Source organism: Maribacter thermophilus (genome assembly GCF_001020565.1).
In the GTDB taxonomy this organism is placed as follows: Bacteria; Bacteroidota; Bacteroidia; order Flavobacteriales; family Flavobacteriaceae; genus Maribacter; species Maribacter thermophilus.
The window spans coordinates 368,221-394,871 of sequence record NZ_LDAS01000001.1 but is presented as its reverse complement, the minus strand read 5'-3'; the positions used below and the strand labels follow the sequence as shown (position 1 = coordinate 394,871).

Annotated in this window: 17 protein-coding genes and 1 tRNA gene; 13 read left to right on the top strand and 5 right to left on the bottom strand. The window is 44.2% G+C overall.

The genetic code is table 11. The features are described from left to right. Nucleotides 1-113 precede the first annotated feature (113 nt). The 3 genes from AB657_RS01650 to AB657_RS01640 are packed head-to-tail and all read right to left on the bottom strand — an operon-like array spanning nucleotide 114 to nucleotide 5,682. Nucleotides 114-1,457: a TolC family protein gene (locus AB657_RS01650; RefSeq protein ID WP_232304829.1), complete on the bottom strand. Its 1,344-nt coding sequence runs from the start codon at nucleotides 1,455-1,457 to the stop codon at nucleotides 114-116. 44 nt (nucleotides 1,458-1,501) lie between these two features. After that, the gene (locus tag AB657_RS01645; RefSeq protein WP_047244908.1) at nucleotides 1,502-4,636 is read right to left on the bottom strand and encodes an efflux RND transporter permease subunit; all 3,135 of its coding nucleotides are present in this window, start codon (nucleotides 4,634-4,636) and stop codon (nucleotides 1,502-1,504) included. A 14-nt stretch (nucleotides 4,637-4,650) separates the two neighbouring features. After that, nucleotides 4,651-5,682: an efflux RND transporter periplasmic adaptor subunit gene (locus tag AB657_RS01640; protein WP_047247727.1), complete on the bottom strand. Its 1,032-nt coding sequence runs from the start codon at nucleotides 5,680-5,682 to the stop codon at nucleotides 4,651-4,653. Nucleotides 5,683-5,907: 225 nt separating this feature from the next. Between AB657_RS01640 and AB657_RS01635 the strand changes: the two genes are divergently transcribed. The 13 genes from AB657_RS01635 (at nucleotide 5,908) to AB657_RS01575 (ending at nucleotide 25,398) form a co-directional block, all read left to right on the top strand. After that, nucleotides 5,908-6,789 (top strand): helix-turn-helix domain-containing protein, encoded by an 882-nt coding sequence (locus tag AB657_RS01635; RefSeq protein ID WP_198146853.1) that lies wholly within the window; start codon nucleotides 5,908-5,910, stop codon nucleotides 6,787-6,789. 463 nt (nucleotides 6,790-7,252) lie between these two features. Then, nucleotides 7,253-8,137 carry an AraC family transcriptional regulator gene (locus tag AB657_RS01630; RefSeq protein WP_047244906.1) on the top strand — a complete coding sequence of 295 codons (885 nt, stop codon included), beginning with the start codon at nucleotides 7,253-7,255 and terminating at the stop codon, nucleotides 8,135-8,137. A 97-nt stretch (nucleotides 8,138-8,234) separates the two neighbouring features. Beyond that, nucleotides 8,235-9,527 carry a GntP family permease gene (locus AB657_RS01625; protein ID WP_047244905.1) on the top strand — a complete coding sequence of 431 codons (1,293 nt, stop codon included), beginning with the start codon at nucleotides 8,235-8,237 and terminating at the stop codon, nucleotides 9,525-9,527. Between the two features lie 132 nt (nucleotides 9,528-9,659). After that, a complete protein-coding gene (locus AB657_RS01620; protein ID WP_047244904.1) occupies nucleotides 9,660-10,667 on the top strand; it encodes an L-rhamnose/proton symporter RhaT in 1,008 nt (335 codons plus the stop codon). A 54-nt stretch (nucleotides 10,668-10,721) separates the two neighbouring features. Then, a complete protein-coding gene (locus tag AB657_RS01615) occupies nucleotides 10,722-11,891 on the top strand; it encodes a mandelate racemase/muconate lactonizing enzyme family protein (protein ID WP_047244903.1) in 1,170 nt (389 codons plus the stop codon). After that, nucleotides 11,848-13,317, top strand: coding sequence for an aldehyde dehydrogenase family protein (locus tag AB657_RS01610; RefSeq protein ID WP_047244902.1), 1,470 nt, complete (start codon nucleotides 11,848-11,850; stop codon nucleotides 13,315-13,317). Before AB657_RS01615 ends, AB657_RS01610 begins: the two co-directional genes overlap by 44 nt. After that, complete coding sequence (locus tag AB657_RS01605) at nucleotides 13,314-14,264, top strand: 2-dehydro-3-deoxygalactonokinase (protein WP_047244901.1); 951 nt, start codon at nucleotides 13,314-13,316, stop codon at nucleotides 14,262-14,264. The genes AB657_RS01610 and AB657_RS01605 overlap by 4 nt, the downstream gene beginning before the upstream one ends. Continuing rightward, nucleotides 14,248-14,901, top strand: a complete 654-nt coding sequence (locus AB657_RS01600; protein ID WP_047244900.1) for a bifunctional 4-hydroxy-2-oxoglutarate aldolase/2-dehydro-3-deoxy-phosphogluconate aldolase — start codon at nucleotides 14,248-14,250, stop codon at nucleotides 14,899-14,901. Before AB657_RS01605 ends, AB657_RS01600 begins: the two co-directional genes overlap by 17 nt. Nucleotides 14,902-15,028: 127 nt before the next feature. Further along, nucleotides 15,029-16,420: a sulfatase gene (locus tag AB657_RS01595; protein WP_047247726.1), complete on the top strand. Its 1,392-nt coding sequence runs from the start codon at nucleotides 15,029-15,031 to the stop codon at nucleotides 16,418-16,420. Between the two features lie 21 nt (nucleotides 16,421-16,441). Next, nucleotides 16,442-18,526 carry a glycoside hydrolase family 127 protein gene (locus AB657_RS01590; RefSeq protein ID WP_084696360.1) on the top strand — a complete coding sequence of 695 codons (2,085 nt, stop codon included), beginning with the start codon at nucleotides 16,442-16,444 and terminating at the stop codon, nucleotides 18,524-18,526. 11 nt (nucleotides 18,527-18,537) lie between these two features. Next, entirely contained in the window at nucleotides 18,538-20,199 is a 1,662-nt protein-coding gene (locus tag AB657_RS01585) for a sulfatase (RefSeq protein WP_232304828.1), read from the top strand. A gap of 249 nt (nucleotides 20,200-20,448) precedes the next feature. After that, nucleotides 20,449-23,676, top strand: a complete 3,228-nt coding sequence (locus tag AB657_RS01580) for a SusC/RagA family TonB-linked outer membrane protein (RefSeq protein WP_047244899.1) — start codon at nucleotides 20,449-20,451, stop codon at nucleotides 23,674-23,676. Between the two features lie 18 nt (nucleotides 23,677-23,694). Continuing rightward, nucleotides 23,695-25,398 carry a RagB/SusD family nutrient uptake outer membrane protein gene (locus tag AB657_RS01575; protein ID WP_047244898.1) on the top strand — a complete coding sequence of 568 codons (1,704 nt, stop codon included), beginning with the start codon at nucleotides 23,695-23,697 and terminating at the stop codon, nucleotides 25,396-25,398. Nucleotides 25,399-25,626: 228 nt separating this feature from the next. Here AB657_RS01575 and AB657_RS01570 read toward each other — a convergent pair. Both AB657_RS01570 and AB657_RS01565 read right to left on the bottom strand, forming a co-directional pair. After that, nucleotides 25,627-25,700, bottom strand: a tRNA-Pro gene (locus AB657_RS01570). Between the two features lie 62 nt (nucleotides 25,701-25,762). Continuing rightward, nucleotides 25,763-26,638 carry an alpha/beta hydrolase gene (locus AB657_RS01565; protein WP_232304827.1) on the bottom strand — a complete coding sequence of 292 codons (876 nt, stop codon included), beginning with the start codon at nucleotides 26,636-26,638 and terminating at the stop codon, nucleotides 25,763-25,765. Between the last annotated feature and the right edge of the window lie 13 nt (nucleotides 26,639-26,651).

The following is a 26,651-nucleotide window of genomic DNA, read 5'->3' as shown; positions in this document are numbered from 1 at the left end:
ACCAAGTCGGTGCCAATTTCAAAACCCTTACCATTAATTCACTTTTCCATATAACCCCCTTGCAGATTGCCCCGTTTGATATACAAGTTGGTTTACAACCACTCTTTCCGCTTCTATTTAAGCCCCTCTATGGCAGGGGTGTCCAACTGGTCCGTTCTGTACAAGAAAGTGATTTCCTTGTTTTGATAATTGGTATAGGCATTGATGAGATTGGACTGCGCTTTCTGTGCCATCGCCTGCGCATCCAAGAGATCGGTGAGGTTACTTAGGCCACTGTCGTAATTGTCTCTATATACCTTTAGGTTTTCCTCGGCCAAGGCTTTATTTTCCAAGGCATACTGAATCTGTTCGTGCGCATCCAACAAATCATACCAACTTTGGGTGATGGCCACCTTTAATTGGTCTATACCGTCTTCACGATTGTTTTGGCTAATCTCTTCCTGTATCTTTTCTTGCCTTACCCTTTGCTTGCCACTACCCCACCAATCGGAAATCGGTATACTCAAGGTACCGAAGGCCAGGCCTGAAAACTGACTTTCCAGCGTATTGTCAAAAGAGCCGAACTCAAATGCCGAAAAACCAACGGCTAAAGAAGGTAAAAGATCGGCCTTGGCCATTTTTGTTCGTAATTGACTCGCGGAAATCGATTTCTCCAATAATTGGTAGTTGCTGTTTTCCGTCAGGTTTAAATCGGGCTCGGTGTACTTTAGTTCAGGAGGGGCAATATTTTCAAAGTCGGCCATAGCCCTCATTTCCGGGGAATAGGCCACCCCTACGTAAAGCGAAAAATCGAGTAAGGCCAATTTGCGCAGATTCTCCAATTTACTTTTATTCAACAATAACTCGCTGCGGTTCACTTTTACCTGTAACAATTGGTTTTTGGCTATTAAGCCCGCTTCAAGTAAATCTTCCTGTTGTTTAAGCAGTTCGTTCAAATAGGCTTCGTTGGTTTCCAATACCTTTTGCTGTTCTTGCAATTGTACCAATTGCCAAAACTTTTGTTCCGTCACCAATAAGACCGAATCTACCGCCTGTTCGGCCCTAATTTTGGAGGTTTCCGTTTGAAGGTCTGCCAAGGCATTGGAATTTCTGATTTTTCCACCGGCATAAATAACTTCTGTCGCCATGGCACTGGCACTATATAGATTATCTATGCCATTTGGCAAAATACCTGGAATTGGACTTATGATATCGTCGGGTCCGTAAAGTCCCAAAGCGGTCGCTTCTATGGTTGGAAAATAATTGGCAAGCATTTCTTGCTTAAAGGCCTTGGCCTTTTCTATGGTCAACAGTCCGTTCTTAATGGCATTACTATGTTTAAGCGCCGCTTTTTTGCTTTCCTCCAAACTTATTCCTTCTTGGGCACTTACTGTTTGAAGACCCAGAATTAGCATTCCCAAGAATGCCAGTAAGTGCATCTTTCTTGCAACTATATCCTGTAATTTGAATTTTATCATCACTACTTTTTCTTTAGTACATTTTAGTTACTACGCAAAGACCTTTACTTGTTTATCCCTTCCTTTACGATAAACGTTTCGTCGTCCCTAATCTCTCCTTCGTCTTCCTTTCTAAAAAACAGCCAATACAGTACCGGTAACACAAAAAGTGTCAGTACCATAGAAAACATTAGGCCAAAGGCGATAACGGTTCCCAGTGGCCCCCAAAGGCTAGACCGGCTTACAATCATAGGGATAACCCCCACGGCAGCCGCCGAAGATGTCAAGAAAATAGGCCGCATACGTCTTTCCGCCGCAAGAATGGCCGCCTTTTTAACACTGTAATTAAACTCGTGACGAAGCTCATCTGCGTAGTCAATTAGTATAATACCGTTCCTCACCACAATGCCACATAAGGCCAAAAGACCCAAAAAGGAGGTAAAACCAAACGGGTACTGCATTAGAATTAAGCCCAATGCAGCGCCGAAAATACTTAAGGGCATGGTAATGAAACTCAATACGGCATGCATAAGGCTCTTAAAATGCCATAGTAAAATCAAGAATATTAAAATAACACTGAGCATAAGGGAAAGTCCCATGGGTTTGTTGTTCTCTATCTGCAATTCGTACTCTCCCCCATATTCGATCTTAATATCCTCTGGAAAATCAATACTCTCTATTTTTGGAATCATTTCCGCCAATACCTCGTTCGCTACGGCTTCTTTTGTAATATCTACCCTAACGGTAAGGCAACGGGTTCCGTTTCTGTTCACAATTTGTTCCTGCTTCCATTCCGATTTGATATCCGCCACCTGGCGTAAGGGTACGGTCGTTGCTTTGCTGGGCGAAATTATGGACAGTTTCCTTAGGTCGGAAACATTTTGGTCGTGTTGGTTTTCACTCTTGATCTTTACATCGACCGTATACTTTTTATCCCATACTTCCGTGGCTTTTAAACCCGTGGTATTTACGGCCACCGCATTGGCGATATCCCTATTGTTCAATCCCAACCTGGCCGCTTCATCATGCTTGATGTCTATTTTTACCACTTCCTTCATATCACCGTAATCGGTCCTGCTCCATATGGTTTTCGGTGTGGCACGGGCCATATTGATGATGGTATCGCCATATTTCTTCAATTGTTGGATGTCATCGCCATATAGCCTGACTTCAATAGGGGCTTTGGTCGAGGCCATATCCAACTGTTTCATTCGTAGATAGGCATGCGGATACATATCGGCATACTTCTCATCATACTCCTTTAAAACCTCTTCCGTTGCCTCGTCGGAAACAGTGGTCACCAAAATCTGGGCATAGGTGGTAGAAGGCATATTGGGGGCGTAAAGCGTATGAAAACGCGGAGAGCTCTGACCAATAAAACTGGTGTAATCATCAACACGTCCATCGGCTGCCAATATTTTTTCAATACCCTTCACTACCTTCGCCGTTTCCTCCAAACTGTGGCCTTGGGCCAGGCTGATCTCAATGGAAAATTGGTTTCTTTCCACTTTGGGGAACAATTGCTGGCTGATACCACCAAAGAGCATGACCCCAATTACGATGGCCGCAATTCCTAAACCTATGGTCAATCTATAATGCTCCATGGCTGTATTGACCATTCTGTCAAAAAAGGCCTGCAGGCGATCTAGCATGGATGGTTTACCCTTTTTATCGGTATCATCGGAATGCGAATGCAGTCCTTTTTTAATGAACAACGAATTAATAAAGGGCACTAGCAATATGGATATGATCAACGATAACGACAGTGCAATGATAATCACATACGGAAAGGCACTTATAAAATCGGATGCTACACCATCCATAAAGAACAACAATGGATAAAACGTGGCAGAGATGGCCAAAGTGGCCGTAAATACGGAAGGAAACAATTCTTTGGCACTGTTCACCGCCGCTTCGGGTATGGACATCCCCTCATCCAATTTCTCAATATAATTATCGATGATCACAATAGGGTCGTCCACTACAATACCCAAGACAACGATCAATGCCGCCAAGGTTACCGTATTTAACTCTATCCCCAAAAAAAACATGATTGCCAAGGTTGCCGCTATGGTAATGGGAATGGTCGCCGCTGCCACTGAGGCCACCCTGAACGGCAGTAAAATGAGCGTTACGATCACAACGCCGATCAAAGCGTAACCAAACTCTTTCATAAAATGGCTGATCGAATGGTCCACTACCTCTGGCTGGTTGGCAATTTTGGTGATTTTGATATCATCCGGCATTTCGCTTACGATGCGCTCCAGCCGCTCGTCTATCTCTTCGCCAAATTGAACGATGTTTCCTTTTTTTGCCATTTCCAAGGTAATGATCATACCCTTGGCTCCATTGATGGTCAAATACGAGTCAGCATCGTCATACTCCCTGACGACCCTTGCCACGTCCCTTACACGCACAATGTTTCCGTTTGCTTCTGTTTTAATGACCTGACGGGCAATATCCGCTTCGTTTTTCAAGGTAGTTTCCAAGTAAATGGGTCTTTCCTTGGTATCGTTCTCCAAGGTACCGGCACCCACAACGGCCCCTTGATTTTGTAAACTCATGGTAATGGCCTGGGGCGTAATACCATAACTTGCCAATTTATCCTGGTCTACGTAAACCGTTATTTGTTCGGTCAATCCACCGGAATGCGAAATCTTTGCCAGATTCTCTATCTGCCTAAATTCATCCTCTATATCCTCTACATGGCGTTGTAAATCCTTATACGGCCTGGTTTCCGACTGCACCCCCAGAATCATGGCCGCCGTGCTACCAAAGTCGCTATTGACCATTACTCCCTGTACTTCCCTTGGCAATTGCAATTGCTGAAAAATCAGGATTTCAGATTTTAATTTGTTCCAAAATTGCTGGGTGGCATCGTGGTTTATCTTGTCCGAAACCTCCACATAAATGAACATGACCCCATCTTTGGAATAAGAATAAGTCTTGGTCTTGTCCACTTCGTTATAGGCAAATAAAAATGCTTCTACCTTCGAGGTCAACTCTTCCTCTACCTTGTCGGAAGATGCTCCGGGATAAGACCCAATGATCAAGCCCTGACGTATGGTAAAATCAGGAAATTCGTTTCTGGGCATATTTAAAAGCCCATAAATACCAACTATAAAAAGACAGGCCGCCAATGCTACGGGAAATGTAGCATGCTTAAAGGCCCAATCTATGGCTCCGCTTTTTTTCTTCATCTTCTTCAACCCTTTTAGTTAGCCTTCTTTACGATTTCTACGGGTGTGCTTTGTGTAAGCTTATGGTACCCCGAGACAATTAACTTATCTCCTTGGCCCAACCCATCTTCTATGGCAATACCATTGTCATACAACTTTCCTATTTGTACATAGCGCCTTTCGGCATGATCCTGGTCGACCACGTACACAAAATGCTTCCCGTCTTCCGTTACGGCAATACATTCCGACGGAATTATCAAGCTTTGCCCTCCCCCTTTTTTATGCTCCAGATTGTTGACGGTAACCGTGCAGGCCATACCTGGTTTTATGGTTTTATCGCTATTGTCCAATTGTACATAGGCCGCATAAACTGGGGAGCCTTGGTTGGCCTGGATGGAAATTTCATCAACAACCCCACTGATCTCATAATTGGCCAGAGCAGGAATCTTTACTGTGGCGGTATCGCCTTTACTCAGTGTATTTATCTCACCATCGGGAATAGGAATTACGGCCTTTACCGCTTTTATATTCATGATTTCCACCACGGGTTGACCCGGTTGTGCCAAATCACCAGCCTCCATAAATTGCTCACTTATATACCCATCCATGGGCGCATAGATTTTGGTGTGCCGAACATTCTGGTAGGTCATATTGGCGGCCGCCTTGGCCTGTTCGTATTGTGACTTGGCCTCCAACATTCTAATCTCTGCGATACTGCCTTTGGAATATACCTCGTTAATACGCTCAAAATTCTCCTTGGCCAACTGTTCTTGGGCCCGTTGTTGCTCGTAACGGCTGGTGTAAACCGAAGGGTCTATTTGGGCCAAAAGTTGATTCTTCTTGACAAAGTCCCCAATTTGAACGGGAATTTGAAGAACCGTTCCCGAAACTTGAAAACTGGCATTGACCGTGGCATCGGAGCTTATGGTGCCACTGTATTCCAAGACGCTATGGTTGCTATTTGACAAATCGGTACCAACCGCCATCACCTGTACCTTGATTGTTTTTTTGGTTTCCTGTCTCTCCTCCTCCCTGCAACTTACCGCCAAAAGAAGTGACAAAGCCATAAGGGGGTATTTTAGCTGAAAAAGTAGGTGTCTGTTTTTTGTTTTGAACATTGTTACAAGCATCATTTTTGGCAATTAGAATTTAAGGGGGCAAAATTAGAAGTAGTTCAAACGAATTTTGTGGTAGTATGTCATCCATTTATGGTATTTTTAGAACATTTTAGTAGTCTATACTCGTTTAAGTGGCTATTTGTAAACATTTTTATAAGTACTGAACCCATTGATATGGAAGACATACCCGCATTCGGATTACCTGAACTTTACAAGGAAACCGGTTTTAAACAGGATGATGGCAACCCCGGATTTTCCATTATTAAATCAGGGGAAGTAGGTGATGCCTTAAATAGTGGAAACCCTTTTAGGAACGTTAACTATGGCCTAGGTTTATTTAGTTCGGGGGAAGCCGAATTGTCGATCGATTTTAAATTACATGCGGTGAGGCCCAAAATGGCATTCGTCACCAGTCCTGGACAGGTATTTCGTTCCGTAAGCGAAATTACCGATGCGTACGGTATATTGTTCACTAGGGATTTTCTTGCCGGGCAGAAATCAGAACAATGGCTAAAATCCCTGGCCATGTTCCACAGGTTTTACGATCGCCCCTTGATTCAGCTTTCCGATGAAGAGCATGCCGAACTCTTGGACGATTTTCAGAAAATATGGCTCGAGTACCATTCCGATAAAGCCATGAAGTACGACGCCCTGGAATCTCTTTTGATTTTAATTTTGATCAAGCTGGCCCGTTTGTACGAAGCCGACCAAGAGATAGATAGGGGTAGCAACAAACACCATATTTTAAAACTTGAATCGCTCATCAACCAACAATTCAAGGAAAATAGAAAAGTAAGCAACTATGCGGATCAAATGTGCATGACCCCCCAACATCTTAACCGAATTACCCAAAAGGCAACCGGTAAGAGCGTAAGCGACCTAATCCATGAAAAACTAATCATTGAACTTAAACGCTACTTGGTTTATACCGATATGAGCAGTGAAGAAATTGCCCATCACTTTAATTTTCACGACAACTCCTATTTTACCAAAGCATTTAAAAAAGCCGTAGGCGAAACACCCAAAGCTTTTAGGGATAGGCAGAGGATGTTGTAATGATTCAATAACATGTCCGTCCTCCAACATTTTTTAAACCTGGCTATTTTTTGCCCAGGTCTACAGACCAATCCTGCTCCACAAAATTATACTTGGTGTTTTAGGTTATTTCTTAACTTGAACAGGTAAGGCACATACTTCAGAGCGTGGTATTTGAAGATAAATTTCCAAACTTTACAAAATTGACACCTCGCGAAACCCATGGTTGCGAAGCATATTGCACAAATAAGCCTACCAACCCCTTATATTGATTCCGGGGTACACAATCGATCCTCCAAAAGGTCGCCTTATCAAAGGCTCCACGTTTTACGGGAAATCTATTTTATTACGGACTACACAATATTACCCCTATATATTATTAAAAAGCCAATATATTGTTAATTTTATTATATTTATGAAATCCATCTCATTTAAAATGGATTGTATCCGGTTTTGACCTGAACACAACTTTTCTACCTGTATTATGAGACTAACGTACAAATCATCTGAAAAACGGCCCGAAAGTTCCTTTCTTGCAAGGCAGGACAGATTGCCATGTATTGAACAAAATTGGCACTTTCACAAAGAGATCGAGCTTATCTATTTTATTAAGAGCACCGGTACTAGGTACGTCGGCAATTCCATAGGAAATTTCGGCCCTGGCGAGCTTTATATGATAGGCAGCAACATTCCGCATTTATTTAAGAACGATAAGGAATATTATGACGAAAACCCTGAAAGGGAGGCCGTAAACCTGGTCGTAATAAAATTTGAGCCCGAATTTTTAGGAAGTCAGTTTTTGGAACTGTCGGAAGTGAAAAACTTACGAACCTTGATGAAAAGGGCCGACAGGGGCATCAAGTTTTCCCCAGCGACCACCTATTTGGTCCATAACCATATACTGGGGCTTGTCAACAATAGAGGATTGTCCAATATTGTCGGCTTGCTAACTATTTTAGACATTCTATCGGTTAACGAAAATTACAAAACCTTGTGCTCCGAGGTTATACCAAATGTATACAACAAGGACGAAAAAGACCGAATGGCAAGGGTCATTACATTTTTAACGGATAATTTCGACAAAAAAATCGAATTGGAAGAGGTGGCAAAAATAGCCTATATGACCCCCAATGCCTTTTGCAGGTATTTCAAAAAGAAGACCCGGAAGTCGTTCACCCAGTATCTCAATGAAATTCGGCTCAGACATGCCTGCCGTCTGCTGATCGAGGGAAATATGCAAATAGCCACCATTTGCTACCAATCGGGGTTCAATACCCTTACCAATTTTAACCGACAGTTCAAGGCCTTGTTGAACTGCACCCCTTCTGAATACATGGAAAAATACAACAGGACCACTGAGGCCGTCTAATTGAACAATGGTTAAGATTCAGCCACTATAGATCAATGGAGTATATATCCCCCTATATTTTTTAGCTTAGGTTTGCTAGACAAAATCCCGTTTTTAGGTGACACCGATTATCGTTCTCATTACCAGTATTGTTTTATTGATCGTCTCGGTCACCCGGCTAAAGGTACACCCAATTCCCGCCTTACTGATTTCTGGACTTGTTCTTGGCTTGGCTTCGGGTGGTTCTGTACATTCCGTTACCCAAAGTCTATTAAACGGTTTCGGGGACACCCTAAAATGGATTGGCCTGATTATTTTCTTTGGCACCTTGTTGGGAGAAATCTTGTCGGCAACGGGAGGATCGGACCTTATAGCGGACAGCATTATAAAATTATTCGGTATAAAGTATTTGCCCTATAGTATGGCCGCCATTGGCTTTATTATCGGTATTCCGGTTTTTATGGATGTTGCTTACCTCACCTTGTTGCCCACCCTTGTCGTCTTGTCCAAAAAATCCAATCATTCCATACTTACCCTTGGCCTATCACTATCTATGAGCCTTACGGTGGCACATGCACTTATCCCCCCTACCCCAGGACCTTTGGCCGTTGCCGCCATTCTCGGTATCGAGGTCGGTCAAATTATACCTTTAAATATCACCATTGCCCTAATTGCCATTGGCTGCGGACTGTTGGGTATAAGGTTGATAAGTGCCAAAGGGGCTTCGTTCGTTACATCGGATACCAAACCAAAAGCCATGAACGACCTCAGGGGAATACGTAAGGTACTACCTTTCGCAGCAATTTTAATACCGCTCTTGTTGATGTCTATCGGTACCATTTTTAACGCCGATAATGGAATTGTTGAGTTTATCAAGAACCCGGTTTGGGCCTTGATGATCGGACTAGTATTTGTGCTACCCCTATTAAGAAAGGACAACTTCACCCAAAAGTTGAACAACCACTTTCAAAATGCGGGCGCCAAATCGGCCATAGTGATATTGATTACAGGTACCGGAGGGGCTTTCGGCCAAGTGATAAAAGACACCCAAATCGTAGAATCCCTTATATCGGATGCTCCCAACTTGGCCGCCCTTGGCATTCTGGTGCCGTTTTTTCTTGGTCTATTGTTTACCACCGTAACCGGTTCGATCACCGTATCGTTGATAACCACGGCTTCCATTGTGGCGCCCATGGTCACCAATGGAACGATGGACCCCAGTTATACAACTGCGGCCATTTGCGCCGGTTCGTTGGGAGTGATCCACGTAAACAGCAGTTTCTTTTGGTTATTTAAGGAAGTACATCATCTGTCCACAACCAAGGTCTTGAAATCTTTTAGCCTTCTTTCGTTACTGGTTTCACTATCGGCCGGACTCGCCGTATTTATCCTTTCCCTGATTTTAGGATAATTTCAATAGGGGTAAAATAATGCAATCAGTGGTTAAAATGCTTTAATAGTCCGTCTAATTATTAAGGTTTCTTTGTAGAAATGTTAACCTGATTGACACATCGGTCAAAATGTTTGTAAAACCTATTCTATAATGGACAATTCCCTACTGGCTATTAGCCTAGTTATCTTAGCAAGTTTCTTTCAAGGCACTTTTGGATTGGGAATGAAGTATATGTCTCCTTTAAAATGGGAGGCCTGGTGGCTGGTACATGCCCTTATTGCCATGATTGTCGTTCCTATCTTCTGGGCCTTGATCCTTATGCCCAATTTGTTCGAAATTATTGCCCAAACCCGAGGAGCTATTGTCTGGGAGGCTGCGCTATATGGGTTTCTTTGGGGAATAGGAGGAATACTTTTTGGTGTAAGCGTCGAAAAAACCGGCATTTCCATTACCTATGGCATTGTCATGGGCCTTGCCGCTTCCATGGGTTCGATTATTCCCCTTTTTCAAATCGATGGTGCACTGTCGAATCCATCCTTTCCAATAGTTCTTCTGGGTGTATTGCTGCTATTGGTCGGCGTAGCCGTTACCGCAATTGCCGGCGTAAAAAGGGACAATTTAAAAACCGACGGCCTCGAACGTAACAACAATATCAAGCTCGGGGTTTTAATAGCCGTGCTTTCCGGTATACTTTCGGCCTTTCTTAATGTGGGCTTTGCCAATGCCTCGCCCGTAGCCCAAGTGGCGGTCATTGAGTTTGGCGTCGCCCCCCAAGAAGCAAGTTTGGCCGCATGGGTAGTGGTTTTATTGGGCGCATTTGCCATGAACGGCGGTTACGCGATCATAAGGTTGCTCCACAACAAAACCTTTGCTTCGTTCGGGGAAAAAGAAAGCGGAAAGGCTTATATGTGGGCCGTTCTTTCAGGAGTTTTTTGGTTTGCGGCCTTGGGCGTATACGGCCAGGGAGCCGCCTTGATGGGTGATATGGGGCCGGTCATAGGTTGGCCCATCCTATTGGGCCTGGCCTTGATCATAAGCAATATTTGGGCCTATAGGTCCGGAGAATGGAAAAATGCCAAAGCCCCATTTAAGCTCCTCCTGTTTGGATTGGCAATCCTTATTATAGCTGTCTGTATTCTCGGATATTCCAACTATTGAGAGCGTACGGCAGAACAAAGCCTACTTTTAATATATAGCCATAAAACAATTGACATGAAAATTGTAAAAATAGAACCCTTTGTGGTCAGCCAAAAGCTCGGTACTCCTTTTTACTTCTCACAATGGGAATATGATGCCCGTAAAATCTGCCTAGTGAGAATAACCTTGGAGAATGGAACCTATGGCTGGGGAGAAGGGTACGGTCCTGCCGACGTCATTAAAGCCGGCATTGAATTCTTTCGACAATTCCTCATAGACAAGGAAGCCCTGGAACACGAAACACTTTGGCAGGAAATGTACAGAAGGTCTATGGATTATGCCAGGAGCGGCACCCTACAGGCCGCCATAAGCGCTATTGACGTAGCCCTTTGGGATGTAAAGGGCAAATTGCTCGACCAACCTGTTTCTGTATTACTGGGCGGAATCAAAAACCCCATTATCCAGCCCTACGCTACCGGACTGTATTTTACAAAGGGTGAAGATCTAAAAACCAAATTGACGAAAGAAGCACAGCTCTATAAATCACAAGGCTTTAAAGCCGTAAAAATGAAAATAGGCCTTAGCATCAAAGAAGACCTCGACTATATAGCTGCCGTAAGAAAGGCCATAGGCCCGGAAATGAAACTTATGGTAGATGCCAACCATGCCTATTCTTGCAAAGAAGCCTTGGAACTATGCCATAAAATGGAAAAATACGACATATCGTGGTTCGAAGAACCCGTATCGCCCGAGGACTACGAAGGTTATCGTCGATTAAGGAAAAAGACCAAGATACCCATTGCCGGAGGGGAATGCGAGTATCTAAAATTCGGATTTAAAAGACTCTTGGAAAATGAATGTGTAGATATCGCCCAACCCGATATATGCGCTGCCGGAGGATTGACCGAGGCCAAGCGAATAGCTACCTTGGCCCAAAGCTACTGTAAAGATGTGGTTCCACATTCTTGGGGAACTTGGATCGCCATAAGCGCCGCCGTCCATTTTGTCGCAAACCTTGACAAAAACCCCGGAAGATTGTTCGACGATTTGTCTACCATGGAACTGGACAGGACAGAAAACCCCTTAAGGGACCATCTCACTACCAAAAGCTTTTCAATAGCGGACGGCCTCATTGAGGCACCAAGAACACCCGGCTTGGGGGTAGACGTAAACTTAGATATACTACATAAATACAGCACTAATGAAGGAGATAAAAGTCAACGACAACCTAAAGTTCGGTCATAAAAACCTATACTTCGATGGTGAACTTAAAGCAGCGCTCAACGACAAAAAATTCGAGGTAATATCCCCTGCAACGGAAAAAGCAGTGGCCACGATTTCCTGGGCCGATATAAGCGACACGCAAAAAACCTTGGAGTCGGCCAGACAAGGGTTTGAATTCTGGTCAAAACTTCCACTGGAAAAGCGCTTGGAATGGATCGACAAGTTGAGAAACAAGATTCTCGAAAATGCCGAATTGCTTCGAGAGAGCATTATGTATGAAATGGGAAAAACATGGGCAGGAACCCTCGAAGACCTTACCAGCATTACCGACTCGCTCCAATTCTATTCACAGGAAATCAAAAAAAGAACAGACCTCGTTATAGATGACAGGGAAGGAAGCCACGAACACAAGGTCATCTCCCAGCCTCTAGGCGTAGTCGTCGCATTTTTGGCCTACAATTTCCCCCTGCTCAACCTAGGGTTTAAGCTAGGCCCTGCCCTTGCTGCGGGCTGTAGCATTGTAATAAAGCCCTCCGAATACTCCCCTCTCTCGGCCTACATCCTAGGCGAACTATGCCACGAAATCAATTTTCCCAAAGGAGTCATAAATATTATTTGCGGAGATACCGAAAACGTAGGGATACCCCTTTGCGAAAGCAAAATACCCCAACTTATTACCATGATCGGATCTACGGATACGGCCAAAAAACTAATTGTTCAAAGCAGCCGAACCTCCATCAAGAGATTTAGTATGGAATGTGGCGGAAATGCCCCTTTTATTGTTTTTCCCGACGCCTCCCTCGACGATGCCGTATCAATTGCCAAGGCACTAAAAACAGGAAACTCAGGCCAAATTTGTGTGGCACCGAACCGCCTTTTTGTGCATAGGGACATTATTGAACCCTTTGCCGAAAAACTAGTGGCTCTTTTCGAAAAAACGAAGGTAGGTTTCGGTACCGACCAGCACTGGGACATGGGGCCCTTGGCCAATCGGATGTCCGTAGAAAAAATTGAAGACATTGTCGGTGAGGCCAGAGATCAAGGAGGCAAGTTTCTATGTGGAGGCCACCCTATTTCGGGAACAGGCTATTATTTTGAACCTACCGTAATCCTCCTAAACGATTCAAAGGCTAAAGTACTGCAAAAAGAAATTTTCGGTCCGGTGGCCATTCTTGTACCCTTTAGCAGTAAGGAAGAGGCCCTTCGGCTATCGAATGAAACCGATGCTGGCCTAGCTTCCTACCTCTTTACCGAAGATGCCCAGGTACAACAGTACTTTATAGAACGCTTGGAGTTTGGCGAAGTACAGATAAACGGGGTTAAATACGACATTTATCTTCCACATGGGGGTATCAAAAACAGCGGTATCGGAGTAGATTGCTCGTCATTTGCGCTAGACGACTATTTGATCAGAAAAAGGGTTTCAAAAGCAATACCAGAGCTATGAATACAAAATTCGTAAGCTGCGACTGGGGAACCTCGAATTTTCGAATAAGACTGGTAGATTTAGACAACCTGGCCATTCTTAAAGAGTTAAAATCGGAAGACGGGGTTAAGTTTCTTTACCAAAAATACGCCGTTCAGGACCAAAAGGACCGATTGTCGTTTTACCTAAGTTTTTTAAAGGACAAGTTAAAACTTCTCAGGTTGGAAAATGAAAAATACAACATCGTATGCTCCGGAATGGCCTCTTCCAATCTTGGCCTAAAAGAATTGCCCTATTCAAGTTTTCCCATCGATCTTTCGGGCAGTACCCTTAACACCACAAAGATCAAGCTTGCACCCCATTATAACCTATACTTGGTTTCGGGGGTTAAGAACGATTACGGAATGATGCGCGGCGAAGAAGTTCAGGCGATTGGGCTTGAAAACTATGTCAAAAAATTCGAAAAAGGCGTTCTTATCCTCCCCGGAACCCATAGCAAGCACATTTTTTTTGAGGATGGTTTCTTTACGGACCTGTCCAATTATATGACAGGAGAACTTTTTGATGTTCTAAGCAAACAAAGTATCCTATCCAATTCGATCAGACATGGCCAATTTGACGAAGCCCACTATCATCCATTTCAACATGGGGTTTCTCTCGGCCTTGCCGGAAAATTGACCTCCTCCTTGTTTGGTATTAGAGCCCGGCATATACTACATAACCACGACCTTGAGGAAAACGGTGCGATGTTAAGTGGATTATTGATCGGCGATGAACTCTCTTATTTAAAACACCATACCGACCAAGTAATTCTGGCCGCCCCCGAATCAATTTCAAAGCAATACCAAATGGCCTTGACGTCGGTGTTGGATAAAAGTAAGTTGACCGTCATAGATGCCAATCAACTTGATAAAGCCCTTCTCGAAGGACAAAAAAAAATTTTGAACCTCCATGAAAAACAATACTGATTTCTCTTCGGAAAAATTTGAACAAACCCCCGTTGTGGGTATTTTAAGGGGATATGACCTAAAAACGGCCCTATTTATAGCCGAAACCTATCTTAAGGCGGATTTTTTTACCTTGGAAATAACCATGAACAGCCCTAATGCGGCCAAGATAATTTCAAGTCTACGTAAAAATTTCCCTAAACTCAATGTGGGTGCAGGTACCGTTTGCGACCTTACCGACTTAAAATCCTCACTGGATGCAGGCAGTCAATTTACGGTTACCCCGATTATAAATGAAGAAGTAATTTTGGAATGTACAAGTAAAAAAATCCCGATCTTCCCCGGAGCTTACACCCCAACCGAAATATACAGGGCATGGAACTTGGGAGCAACGGCCGTTAAGGTATTTCCAGCTACGCAGTTAGGCCCCCAATTTATCAAGGATGTTCTCGCCCCCTTGAATAAAATAAAGCTATTACCAACCGGGGGAGTCGACGGGCATAACCTAAGGCACTTTTTTGATGCCGGTGCCATAGGTGTCGGCATGGGCAGTTCGCTCTTTAAAAAAGAGCTGATTACCAAAAAGAGCCCAACCGGATTATTGGACCATTTTAGGGCAATCAAAAATCAAATACCGCCCTTGGCACAGCAAGGCTGACCTTTTGAAACCCACCATACCTACAATGGTTAAAAAAGTGCCATTACAGGATAAAATCATCCAATCGAACGATGGCATAATTGATTTTATTTGTAGATAAGTGAAACTGGCTATGAATGCAATTGACATGAAAAACACACTTTTATTCTTACTATTATTGATTGGCTGTATCCACTGCAAGGCACAGGAAAAGCCTAATATTGTATTGCTTTTTGCCGATGATGCCGGATATGCGGATTTTGGTTTTCAAGGAAGCAAAGAGATGAAAACGCCCAACTTGGACAAGTTGGCGAAACAAAGTTTAAGATTCACTCAGGCCTACGTAACCGACCCTACCTGCGGTCCCTCGCGAGCAGGTCTGATGACCGGCAGGTACCAACAGCGCTTTGGTTTTGAAGAAAACAATGTGCCTGGATTCATGAGTCCGGTATCGGCCAAGGACGGCCCCGCAATGGGGCTTCCGGTCAATGAAACCACCATTGCCGATTACCTTAAGAAAAGAGGCTATTCAACCGCGTTCTATGGTAAATGGCACCTCGGCGGTGAAGACAAATTTCACCCCATGAAACGCGGGTTTGACGAATTTTACGGGTTTCGTGGTGGCGCGCGCGATTATTTCCCCTATGAAAAAGAACCCAAAGAAAAGTTGAACAAACTGGAAAAAGGCTTTGGGAATTTTGAGGAACACAATGGCTACCTGACCGATGAACTGGCCAAGGAAGCCTTGGCCTTCATCGATCGCAGCCATAAGAAAGGTACGCCCTTCTTTGCCTTTTTATCCTTTAATGCAGTACATACACCAATGGATGCCACCAAGGAAGACCTCGAACAATTCCCCAACCTCGAAGGAAACCGCAAAATTGTAGCCGCAATGACTCTGGCCCTGGATAGGGCTGCGGGCAAAATCATCGACAGGTTGGAAGAATTGGGCATTGCCGAAAACACACTTGTCGTTTTTACGAATGACAACGGAGGGCCAACGGACAAAAATGCATCCATCAACCTACCCTTGAGCGGTACAAAATCGAATTATTTGGAAGGCGGCATCAGGGTTCCCTTCTTAATGAAATGGCCCGGAAAAATCAAACCCAACTCCACTTACGACAAACCTATAAGTACAATGGATTTATTACCCACTTTTTATGCGGCCGCAGGTGGTAATGCAAATGAATTAAAAAACATTGACGGGGTAGACTTATTACCGTTTTTAACCGGAAAATCCCAAAAAGTACCCCACGAGACCCTATTTTGGAAAAAAGATGCACGGGGTACCATTCGAAAAGGAAACTGGAAACTATTAAGGTTTCCCGATAGGCCTGCCAAGCTCTTCAATATAGAGGAAGATCCGAAAGAATTGAACGATCTGGCGGCCCAAAGGCCAGAAATCGTAAAAGCCTTGTACAAAGAGTTGTTCCAATGGGAGAGTTCCCTTATGAGACCTCGATGGCTGCTGAGAAAAAGCTTTGAAAAGGATGATATAGATAGAATGGACGCCTATTGGCCCCTTCAATCAAACTAACTACTAAAAAACTCAACTAAAATGAAAAAATTACTTTTCGCCTTATTGGCATTTCAGGTTATCTCGTGCACCGGGGAGAAAAAAGAGCCTTCTGTCGCTTCCTCGCACAGTTCTACAGAAACACTGGCCTTAAACCTCGATGAGGGAAAGGGAATCGTAAATTATTCCGACAGCCCCCATGTCGCCCTAAAATCAATAGACATTGGCGATTGCCGTTGGACCGAAGGTTTTTGGGCCGATAAGTGGAAAATTGCCGAAGAAACCATGGTTCCGCATATGGGCGAAATCCTCAAAGGGGATATCGGCCATGCCTATAACAATTTTAAAATAGCCGCAGGACTTAAGGAAGGCGAACACAAAGGTTTTTGGTGGCACGATGGAGATTTTTACAAATGGATGGAGGCCTCTACCTACATCTATGCCGTAAACAAGGATGAAAAAATTGCGGAAGAACTGGACGAAATTATCTCGGTCATCGCACAGGCCCAGTTAGAAAACGGCTACCTGTCTACGCCCATTATCATTAGGGATGATATTGAACCCTTTAGCAACCGAAGATACCACGAATTGTACAACAGCGGACATTTGATGACCGCAGCCTGTATACACAATAGGGTAACCGGCAAAACCAATTTTCTCGATATTGCCATTAAGAATGCAGACTACCTTTACAACCTTTTCTCCCCCAAGCCAGAACATTTAAAACGCTTTGGTTTCAACCAAACCCAAATTATGGGACTGGTGGAATTGTACCGAACCACTAAAGACAAGCGCTACCTAGAACTGGCCGAGCAATTTATTAACATGCGGGGTACGTACAAAATTGAGGATGACGAAACCACAAAAGGATATCCTATTGGCGATATGGTACAAGAACGGGTTCCGTTGAGGGAAGAGACCGAGGCCGTAGGCCATGCCGTACTCGCACTTTATTACTATGCGGGTGCTGCCGATGTGTATGCCGAAACCGGCGAAAAGGCCCTAATCGATGCATTGGACAGGCTTTGGGAGAATGTAACGCATAAAAAAATGTACGTTACGGGGGCCGTGGGGCAAACGCATTATGGCCGTTCGTCGAGGTTGGATAAGATAGAAGAAGGGTTTATAGACGAATATATGATGCCCAATTTAACCGCCTACAACGAAACCTGTGCCAACATTTGCAATTCTATGTTCAATTACAGGATGTTATCGTTGAGCGGCGATCCGAAACATGGCGACATCATGGAACTGGTACTGCACAACAGTGGTCTGTCAGGCATTAGTCTGGAAGGAACCCATTATTACTATTCCAACCCGTTGAGAAAAATTGACGGCGCCCTGGATTACGAAAAGATGAATGTCGAATTTCCTGAAAGGCAACCCTATCTAGAATGTTTTTGTTGTCCTCCAAACCTCGTCAGAACAATTGCCAAATCCCCTTCATGGGCCTATAGCAAGTCGCAAAACGGTATTGCGGTAAACCTCTATGGCGGCAATGAGCTAAATACCGAACTACTGGATGGCTCACCCTTAAAACTAAGGCAACAATCCAATTATCCATGGGACGGGGCAGTTAAAATCACCATTAATGAATGCAAGGGGGATGCCTTTGACCTCTTATTGCGCATTCCGCAGTGGGCCAAGGGCACTACCATCAAGGTCAATGGGGAAGCGGTCGAAAACGTAACGCCGGGCCAATTTGCAAAGATCAACAGAAAATGGTCCGCCGGGGATGTAATAGAAATGGATATGCCCATGGAAACAAAATTTATCGAAGGACACCCAAGAATAGAAGAAGTACGCAATCAGGTAGCCCTTAAAAGAGGTCCGGTAGTGTATTGCATTGAATCGGCAGACTTGCCCAAAGGCACCGATATCACAGATGTATACCTCTCCTCCGACCTGAAGTTCTCCCCAAGCTACAAGCCCGATTTTCTAGGCGGGGTAACCACACTCGACGGTGATATTCTGATTAGAAACGATAAAACCAATGGTATGTACAGCGTTGTGGAACAGCCCAAATTCACGACCTATTCCACACATTTGATCCCTTACTACGCTTGGAGCAATCGCGGGCAGGGTGAAATGAGCGTGTTTCTTCCCATTATTTGGAACAGACAATAAAAAAGACGGTAATGATGACAAAATTCATCCTCAAAAGCGTGTCCCTGGCCGTGGTATGTCTTTTGACCCACCTGGCCTGTAATGCCCAAAACGGTCTTGGGACCAAAAAAAACATGGGTAGACCCAACATTTTGTTTATTGCCATCGATGATTTAAGACCCGAAATAGGAGCCTACGGTTCAGAGATCGCGATTACCCCCAATTTAGATACATTGGCAAGCGAGGGCATATTATTTGAACGGGCCTACTGCCAAGAAGCCATCTGCAGTCCATCGAGGGCAAGCTTAATGACGGGGGCCAGGCCAGAAACCATTGGGGTCATTGAGAATTACACATACTTTCGTGATATAAATCCAGATATTGTTACGCTGCCGCAACACTTTTGGAACAACGGTTATGAAACGGTGTACTGCGGCAAAATCTACCATGGAAAATTTACGGACGACGAAAAATCGTGGAGCAGAAAGCCGGCAACGGAAAAGGTTCCTTTTGAAAAGCCCAATCTACCGGGAGGTTATGCCCTTGCAGAAAACCAAAGGATATTCAAGGACAACCAAAAGGAAGTAAAGAAAAAGTATCCCAATATCGACCATTATGCCTTGGGAAGAGGGCCCGCCTTTGAATGTGCCGATGTAAGCGACCAGACCTATATAGATGGCTACAACACCGATCTTGCGATAGCCACCATGAAAGATATGGCCGCAAATGGGAACAAACCTTTTTTTCTCGGCCTAGGTTTTAAGTTGCCCCATTTGGATTGGAAAGCACCCAAAAAGTATTGGGACCTATACCATAGAGACAGCATTCCCTTAACAACCTACCCCGCCCCTCCAGTAGACGGAGCTTCAACGGGGCTCCATGCCTCCTTTGAACTTCGGGTAAGGCACGGGATTCCCAAAAGTGGGCCGATCGGCGACGAGCTTGCCAAAACCTTAAAACATGCCTATCTGGCATCGGTCAGTTATGTCGATGCACAAATAGGACGGATGCTAACGGCCCTGGAAGAAGCAGGACTAAGGGAAAATACCATAATCGTCGTATGGAGCGACCACGGGTGGCATTTGGGAGATATGGGAATTTGGGGCAAAGCCACAAACTACGAAGTGGCCACGCGTGTACCGCTTATAGTAAATTCACCTAACATTCCCCAAAAAAACAAAGGAACAAAATCAAATGCCTTGGTAGAGCTGGTAGACCTTTATCCCACCCTTTGCGACCTTGCCGGATTGCCCAAACCCGAACACCTCGAAGGGTTCAGCTTCTCACCACTCTTACATACCCCTGACCGGGAATGGAAAAAAGCGGTCTTTAGCCAATATCCGAACCCCGCACTTAGGGAGTGGGCCGCCAACCCCTTGACCAAGGAAATGCGTGAAACCTATTTTGGCCCCCTCATCGATAAGGTAGAAAAACGGATTAAAAATCAAATGCATCAACAATGGGATCGGCAAATGTTTGAAAACGACTTAATGGGGTATTCGATGCGAACCCAAAAATACCGCCTTGTTGCGTGGAAAAACAAGAATCAATTGTCCGACCCGCCCCTATTCATCGAATTGTACGACCTTAAAAAGGATCCTACCGAAGTCCTGAATATTGCGAAAAAACATCCGCAATTGGTAAAAAAGTTGCTAAATCAATTAAATGCCGGTTGGCAACAAAGTCTACCCTAAGAAAATTCTATCAGCTGTTTTTACCCCCTTCACAAGTTGATATACCCATTATTATCAAATAGGTTAAAATAATGTAATCAAAAGATAAAATCGACAAAAAAGACACCTCTTTTTTATCATTCTTTTGCATAAGACCTCTAAAAATTAGAAATAATAAGGAAAGCACACAACGCTCCAACTATCTAATGTTCAATGGTTTTTCAATGGAAAGGCCACATTGTAACTATTCTAACTTAACAATTCTAAACTATGAAAAAAACCAGATTCAATAAAAATGAAGGATGCCTTCCCCTTTGTGGAAACAAATGGGTTTTAAGGTCTGTTCTTATTATGTTGGTCCACTTAACGGGAACGGCATATGCTGTTGAAAGGGACGAAACAGATAAAAGAACGGTCCTGTGGCCTTCCCATGAAACAACCCGACCACAATCTGTAATTCGCGGGACGGTTAGTGACGAACTAGGTCCACTCGCTGGGGTCACCATAATTGTAAAAGGGACCACAAAAGGGACTACGACCGACTTTGACGGCAATTACAGTTTAGAGGTGGATGATGCGGATGCAGTGCTCGTATTCTCGTATATCGGATATGCAACCCAGGAGATTCCCGTCAAAAATGGCGACACGATTAATGTGGTCATGGTCGAGGACGCTTCCAAACTAGAGGAAGTGGTTGTACTCGGATATACCACAAAAAAGAAAGGGGAACTAACCGGTTCCGTTAGCACGATCGATAGCAAATCGATAGAACAATCATCGAATAAAGACCTTGCCAAATCGTTGGCAGGAAGGGCGTCGGGGCTCATTATTAACGACCGTGGCGGCCTTCCGGGAGCCGGTAACGGTGCGGGCAATAATACCGATGATGACGCTACTACCATTCTCATAAGGGGAAAATCTACCCTAAACAATAACTCTCCCCTAATTCTTATCGATGGAATTCAAGCAGGTTCGTTTTCCAATTTATCGCCCCAAGACATTGCATCGCTTACCGTTTTAAAAGATGGTGCCGCCGCTATTTATGGGTCTAGGGCAGCAAATGGGGTTATTTTGATAACCACCAAAAGGGGAGCATCAGGAAAACCAAAAATAAATTTTACGACATCCTACAACATATCCTCGTTCACAAGAGCCCCTAGTCTAATGAGTTCGGAACAATATGCCATTTACGAAAATGAAATCGCCTCTAGGTACGGACTCGAACTCCCTTATTCACAAGGAGACATTCAGAATTATGCCGCCGGTACCGACCCCATCCAATTCCCGAATACCGACTGGGCCGCACTTACCTTTGCGAAATCCTCGCCCGAATCCAGAAACACAATTTCGATTTCCGGCGGCGGTGAAAGTGTAAAGTACTTTGTCAGCGGCGATGTTTTGAGTCAAGAAGGAATCTATAAATCAGGGTCTTTGGATTATAAGCAAAAACAAGTGCGCTCCAACCTTGACATCGACATTAGCGATGATATCAAATTAGGGGTCGATTTACTGGGAAGCTTTGGAAATAGGGAACAGCCGGGGGTAGACGACAGTTTTATCTATAAGCACATTTATACCAATTTACCTACCCAGGTTGGCCTTTATCCGAATGGCCTACCCGGTTTTGGAGGCGAGAACGGGGCCAACCCATTCATAATGTCCAGCAACCAATCGGGGTTTATCGATACCAAAAGTACGGACCTAAGAGGAAAGTTCTCACTAGACATCAATTTAAACAAAATAGTAAATGGCCTAAGGTTTAAAGGGTTTGCCGGGGTTCGTAAAATGAACAACGATGAAAAATCGTGGTACACCCCTTGGACGTACTATACCTTTCAAGCAGGCACAAATGAATACATTCCCCAGACCGGATTCTCTCAACGGGGCAACGAACGCATACTAAGGGAAAGTTTTTGGAAATACGATGAAGTACTTTTAAATGCCACATTACATTATTCTACCTCTCTTGGAGAGAACCACTCCCTCAGTTCCTTTGTCGGATTGGAAAACTTAAACTCCGATACCCGGAACTTTTGGGCCGAAAAAAGAGGTTTCCCTACGCCCGACCACGCCGAACTTTTTGCCGGCAGCGACGAAGGACAGCAATCGTACGGAATCTCCAGCGAAAGTGCAAGAATGGACTTCTTCGGTTCCTTATCCTATGACTTTAAAAAGAAATATTTTATCGACCTGACCCTTAGACACGACGGATCGAGCAATTTCGGACCGGGAAAACGATATGGAACTTTTCCAAGTGCTGCAGCCTCATGGGCCTTGGACCAAGAAAATTTCTTGGCCGGATCAAACTGGATTTCTTCCCTGAAATTAAGGGCTTCGTGGTCTAAAATGGGAAATGACAGGATAGCCCCTTTTCAATACCTGACAAGGTATCAATACGGAGGAATCCCCAACACGCCCCAACCCAATTACTACATATTTGGAAGTCCGGGTGTGGCACTCAATGGGTATACCGCATCTACCGTTCCCAACCCCGATGTTACGTGGGAAACCGCCAAAATGCAAAACATCGGCTTAAGCTTTGGTTTCTTTGACGGAAAGTTATCGGGCGATTTCAACTACTTTCATCAAAAAAGGGAAAACATCCTTGCTACAAGGGTAGCTGCCATTCCCGACTATGTTGGCTTGGAGCTGCCCGCCGAGAACTTTGGGGAGGTAAAAAATTACGGAGTGGAATTTGAACTGGCCTGGAACCACAATCTAGGTGATTTCAATTACAATTTGGGCGCCAATTTTTCACAGGCCAAAAGTGAGGTTCTCTACCTAGCGGAGGCTGCCGATGTACCCGAGGCATTAAAAAGGGAAGGCAAGCCTATCGATTCTTATATCGTTTACCCCACCGACGGTATTTTCAGGGACCAGGCCGAAGTTGAATCGACACCGGTAAAATTGGATGGTACCGTTGAGGGCGAGCCCAAATATCTAGATACCAATGGAGATGGTACCATCAATGCAGATGACCGTATTAGGGTGGGATCATCAAACATCCCCGAAATACAATACGGTATTTTCGGAGGGTTTTCCTATAAAAACTTGGATTTTAACTTTTTACTTCAAGGCCAGGCAAAAGCGGAGACCTTGGTGTTCTTTGACCAAAACGGGGCAAAGCCCGACTACGTTTTTAATCAGCGATGGACTCCCAGCAACAGGGATTCGCGGTATCCTAGAGCCTTTGGCCTAGGAGACCCCTACAGCGGCAACCAAAGTGGTAACGCCGATAATTTTCAGGGAGCGGATTTTTGGTTGCACGATGCCTCCTTTGTTCGACTAAAAGAGGTCGAATTGGCATATACTATTCCTGAGAAGGTAGTTGGCTTCGGCAATCTTAGGTTATTTCTTAGAGGATACAACCTACTTACCATGTTTTCCGACATCTATGACCTAGGGCTAGACCCCGAAGCTACCGGTTATAACAATTTTAGGGATGCCACTTATACCCCTTTAAAAACGTACACAGTTGGTTTAAATCTTAGTTTTTAATCAAAAAAAGAAAGCATAATGAAAAGTTTCAAATATTATTACCTGTTAGCCCTTGGCATATTTTTTATGTCCGCTGGCTGCGAAGATGCCCTTGAAATAGAAGCGTCAGATGCGTTTACCGAAGATTTTATCTATTCGAATCCCGACCAACTGGAACGTTTGGTGTTTACCGCCTACAATAGTACGGAAAGCTGGGGAATCAATAAATTCCAGTGGTGGTCGCGCAGATTCAATATAGAGGGAGCCTCTTTTGAGGCCAAATTCAATTTTAACGACCTAGACCTATTTAGGGTACGCGCCGGATGGAACCCCAGCAATGTAGGGGTACTGGGCGACATATGGCGGAACTACTGGGATTACATCAGAGACATTACACTCTTCTTGGATGAAGTAGATGAAAGTGAGGCCATGCAAATGGACACCGAAAAGGTAACCGTTCTTAAGGCCGAAATGAAATTCCTAAGGGCCAACCTCTACAGTAAACTGATAAAATTTTATGGCGGGGTACCCATTATAGAGACCGCGGTCGGCCTAAATGATAATTTTGATATTCCCAGAAACAGCTATGAAGAATGTGTACAATTTATTGTCGCGGAATTGGACGAGGCAGCAAGTGTGCTCCCTGAGACCAGGCCCGACAATGAATATGGCCGCGCGACCAAATTAGCAGCCCTAGCTGTCAAATCAAGAACCTTATTGTATGCGGCCAGCAAGCTCCACGACCCCGGTACTGAGCCAAGCGGACCATTGTATGACTATTCCAACCCCAATAAATGGCAAGAGGCCGCGGACGCGGCCAAGGAATTGATCGATTTGGTAGGGGCGAGGGACCTCATCGAAGTGCAAGACGCAACCGAATATCAAAACCTTTTTCTGTCGCCCAACGAGGACATACTCTTCGCCCGGCCTTACGGAGCTACCTTCTATGATTTTGGAACGGATGTAAACTCTCTTTGGAACCAAACCCAAGCCCCCAGTGGATATGGAGGATGGGCCCTGTCGTCTCCCACCCATAACTTTGCATTGTTGTTCAACATGTCGGATGGAAGCTCTACGGACGGCCCCCTTTATGACGCAAACAACCCGAACGACAATAGGGAAATGCGCTACTATGCCAACCTAAATTACAACGGGGCCCAGTTTAGGGGCCGTGATGTGCAATACTACTTGTCGGAAGATGTGGATGCTTTTCCACACGGACTCGATTCTCCCGAAGGTTTGGGCAACACCCTGCACTCATCCAAAACCGGGTACAATATTCGAAAATTTCAGGACGAATCAGTGGGACTTACGGATACCTCTCCAAATAGGCCCTTTATTCTATATCGATTGGCGGAAATCTACCTTAACTATGCCGAAGCGCAATACCATTTGGGCAACGAAGCGGTCGCCCAGGAATATGTAAACAAAATTACACGAAGAGCCCTATTACCCGAAATTACCTCTAGCGGGGAAGCATTATACGAAGCCATAAAAAGGGAAAGACGGATCGAATTGGCTTTTGAAGGTCACAATTTCTTTGACGAAAGACGTTGGATGAACGAAGAACATCTGGGCTTTGACGTCAAAGGACTTAAATGGACCAAAGAAATCGACGGTACTTTGAGCAATGAAGAGTATACCGTAGTAAACCGCCCTTGGTTTGACAGGCAGTACTATTTGCCCATTCCACAGTCTGAAATCGAAAAGGCTCCTGACTTGGAACAAAATTATGGATATTAAGTTGTTGGTTTAGTTAGTTTGCAGGGTCCCTAAAATTTTAGGGACTCTGTTATTTTACTATCTGGACCAAACGGAAACCTTCATGAGTTTGATCAAAACAAATGGCAAAATTGGTTGGCCAACCTTTGTTACTCCATCAATAGCCGCCAATAACCCCCACAAAAAACACAAAAACCTGTTAATCGTACGATTAACAGGTTTTTTGATAGTAATTGATATTACAATTCGTCGGGATGACAGGATTTGAACCTGCGACCACTCGACCCCCAGCCGAGTGCGCTACCGGACTGCGCTACATCCCGAAATCGGATTGCAAAAATAGAAAAGTTGACCAGAACTAAGAACAATTTTTGAAAAATTATTCTTATTGGGGTTCGTTGGTCCAGTTAATCAACTTTTGTGTCCAGTCTTTTAAATAGGGTTGGTCTTTTGCCAAGCTAAATCCATGCCCCCCTTTTTCGTATAAATGCAATACACACTTCTCTTTTGCCTTTACGTTGTGTAAACCATGAAAGTATTCGCTATTTTCTTTAACTACCACCTCATCGTCCATGGCATGAACCATAAAGGTCCTTGGTGTATTTTCATCAATATTTAGTTCATTTGAATATTGCACCACCAATTCAGAAGATGGTTGTTCTCCCAACAAATTATCCCTAGATCCTTGATGCGTCTTTTCTCCCATGGTGATTACCGGATAGATCAAGGCCATAAAATCGGGTCTTGCACTTAAATCATCGGCCTTATCAATAGACTTATACACTTTTCTGTCGTATTGTGTTCCTAATGTGGAAGCCACATGCCCTCCCGCCGAAAAACCGATTACACCTATCTGGTTTGGGTCAATGTTCCAATTTTTGGCCTTACTTCTTACCAGCCTTATGGCACGCTGTGCATCTATCAAGGGAACATTGTGCTTATCTACCTGTGTCTCATTAGATGGCAATCTATATTTAACTACAATACCGGCAATACCGTGCGAGTTTAAAAACTTTGCAATATCCGTTCCTTCCCAGTCGTAGGCCAGTATACTATAACCTCCCCCTGGAAAAATTAAAAACGCTTTTCCTGTAGCTATCGATTTTTCGGGTAAATACACTTCTATGGTAGGCTCTTGAACTTTGGATATTCGAAGAATACCGTCTATTTCATGAACTTCTTCTAAATTGTTCGTAATTTGATTGGGTACGGCCCCTTTTGGCCATAAGGAAATAACCGTCTCTTTTGAAGTACAGCCCATTAGATAAAATGTT

What these genes read in the sequence shown, in the direction of transcription:
- AB657_RS01635 (WP_198146853.1), top strand. Translation starts at nt 5,908, where the DNA reads ATGGAAGACATACCCGCATTCGGATTACCTGAACTTTACAAGGAAACC.
- AB657_RS01580 (WP_047244899.1), top strand. Translation starts at nt 20,449, where the DNA reads ATGAAAAAAACCAGATTCAATAAAAATGAAGGATGCCTTCCCCTTTGT.
- AB657_RS01640 (WP_047247727.1), bottom strand. Translation starts at nt 5,682, where the DNA reads ATGGCTTTGTCACTTCTTTTGGCGGTAAGTTGCAGGGAGGAGGAGAGA.
- AB657_RS01615 (WP_047244903.1), top strand. Translation starts at nt 10,722, where the DNA reads ATGAAAATTGTAAAAATAGAACCCTTTGTGGTCAGCCAAAAGCTCGGT.
- AB657_RS01595 (WP_047247726.1), top strand. Translation starts at nt 15,029, where the DNA reads ATGAAAAACACACTTTTATTCTTACTATTATTGATTGGCTGTATCCAC.
- AB657_RS01645 (WP_047244908.1), bottom strand. Translation starts at nt 4,636, where the DNA reads ATGAAGAAAAAAAGCGGAGCCATAGATTGGGCCTTTAAGCATGCTACA.
- AB657_RS01630 (WP_047244906.1), top strand. Translation starts at nt 7,253, where the DNA reads ATGAGACTAACGTACAAATCATCTGAAAAACGGCCCGAAAGTTCCTTT.
- AB657_RS01565 (WP_232304827.1), bottom strand. Translation starts at nt 26,638, where the DNA reads ATGGGCTGTACTTCAAAAGAGACGGTTATTTCCTTATGGCCAAAAGGG.
- AB657_RS01590 (WP_084696360.1), top strand. Translation starts at nt 16,442, where the DNA reads ATGAAAAAATTACTTTTCGCCTTATTGGCATTTCAGGTTATCTCGTGC.
- AB657_RS01620 (WP_047244904.1), top strand. Translation starts at nt 9,660, where the DNA reads ATGGACAATTCCCTACTGGCTATTAGCCTAGTTATCTTAGCAAGTTTC.
- AB657_RS01600 (WP_047244900.1), top strand. Translation starts at nt 14,248, where the DNA reads ATGAAAAACAATACTGATTTCTCTTCGGAAAAATTTGAACAAACCCCC.
- AB657_RS01605 (WP_047244901.1), top strand. Translation starts at nt 13,314, where the DNA reads ATGAATACAAAATTCGTAAGCTGCGACTGGGGAACCTCGAATTTTCGA.
- AB657_RS01575 (WP_047244898.1), top strand. Translation starts at nt 23,695, where the DNA reads ATGAAAAGTTTCAAATATTATTACCTGTTAGCCCTTGGCATATTTTTT.
- AB657_RS01610 (WP_047244902.1), top strand. Translation starts at nt 11,848, where the DNA reads ATGAAGGAGATAAAAGTCAACGACAACCTAAAGTTCGGTCATAAAAAC.
- AB657_RS01585 (WP_232304828.1), top strand. Translation starts at nt 18,538, where the DNA reads ATGATGACAAAATTCATCCTCAAAAGCGTGTCCCTGGCCGTGGTATGT.
- AB657_RS01650 (WP_232304829.1), bottom strand. Translation starts at nt 1,457, where the DNA reads ATGATAAAATTCAAATTACAGGATATAGTTGCAAGAAAGATGCACTTA.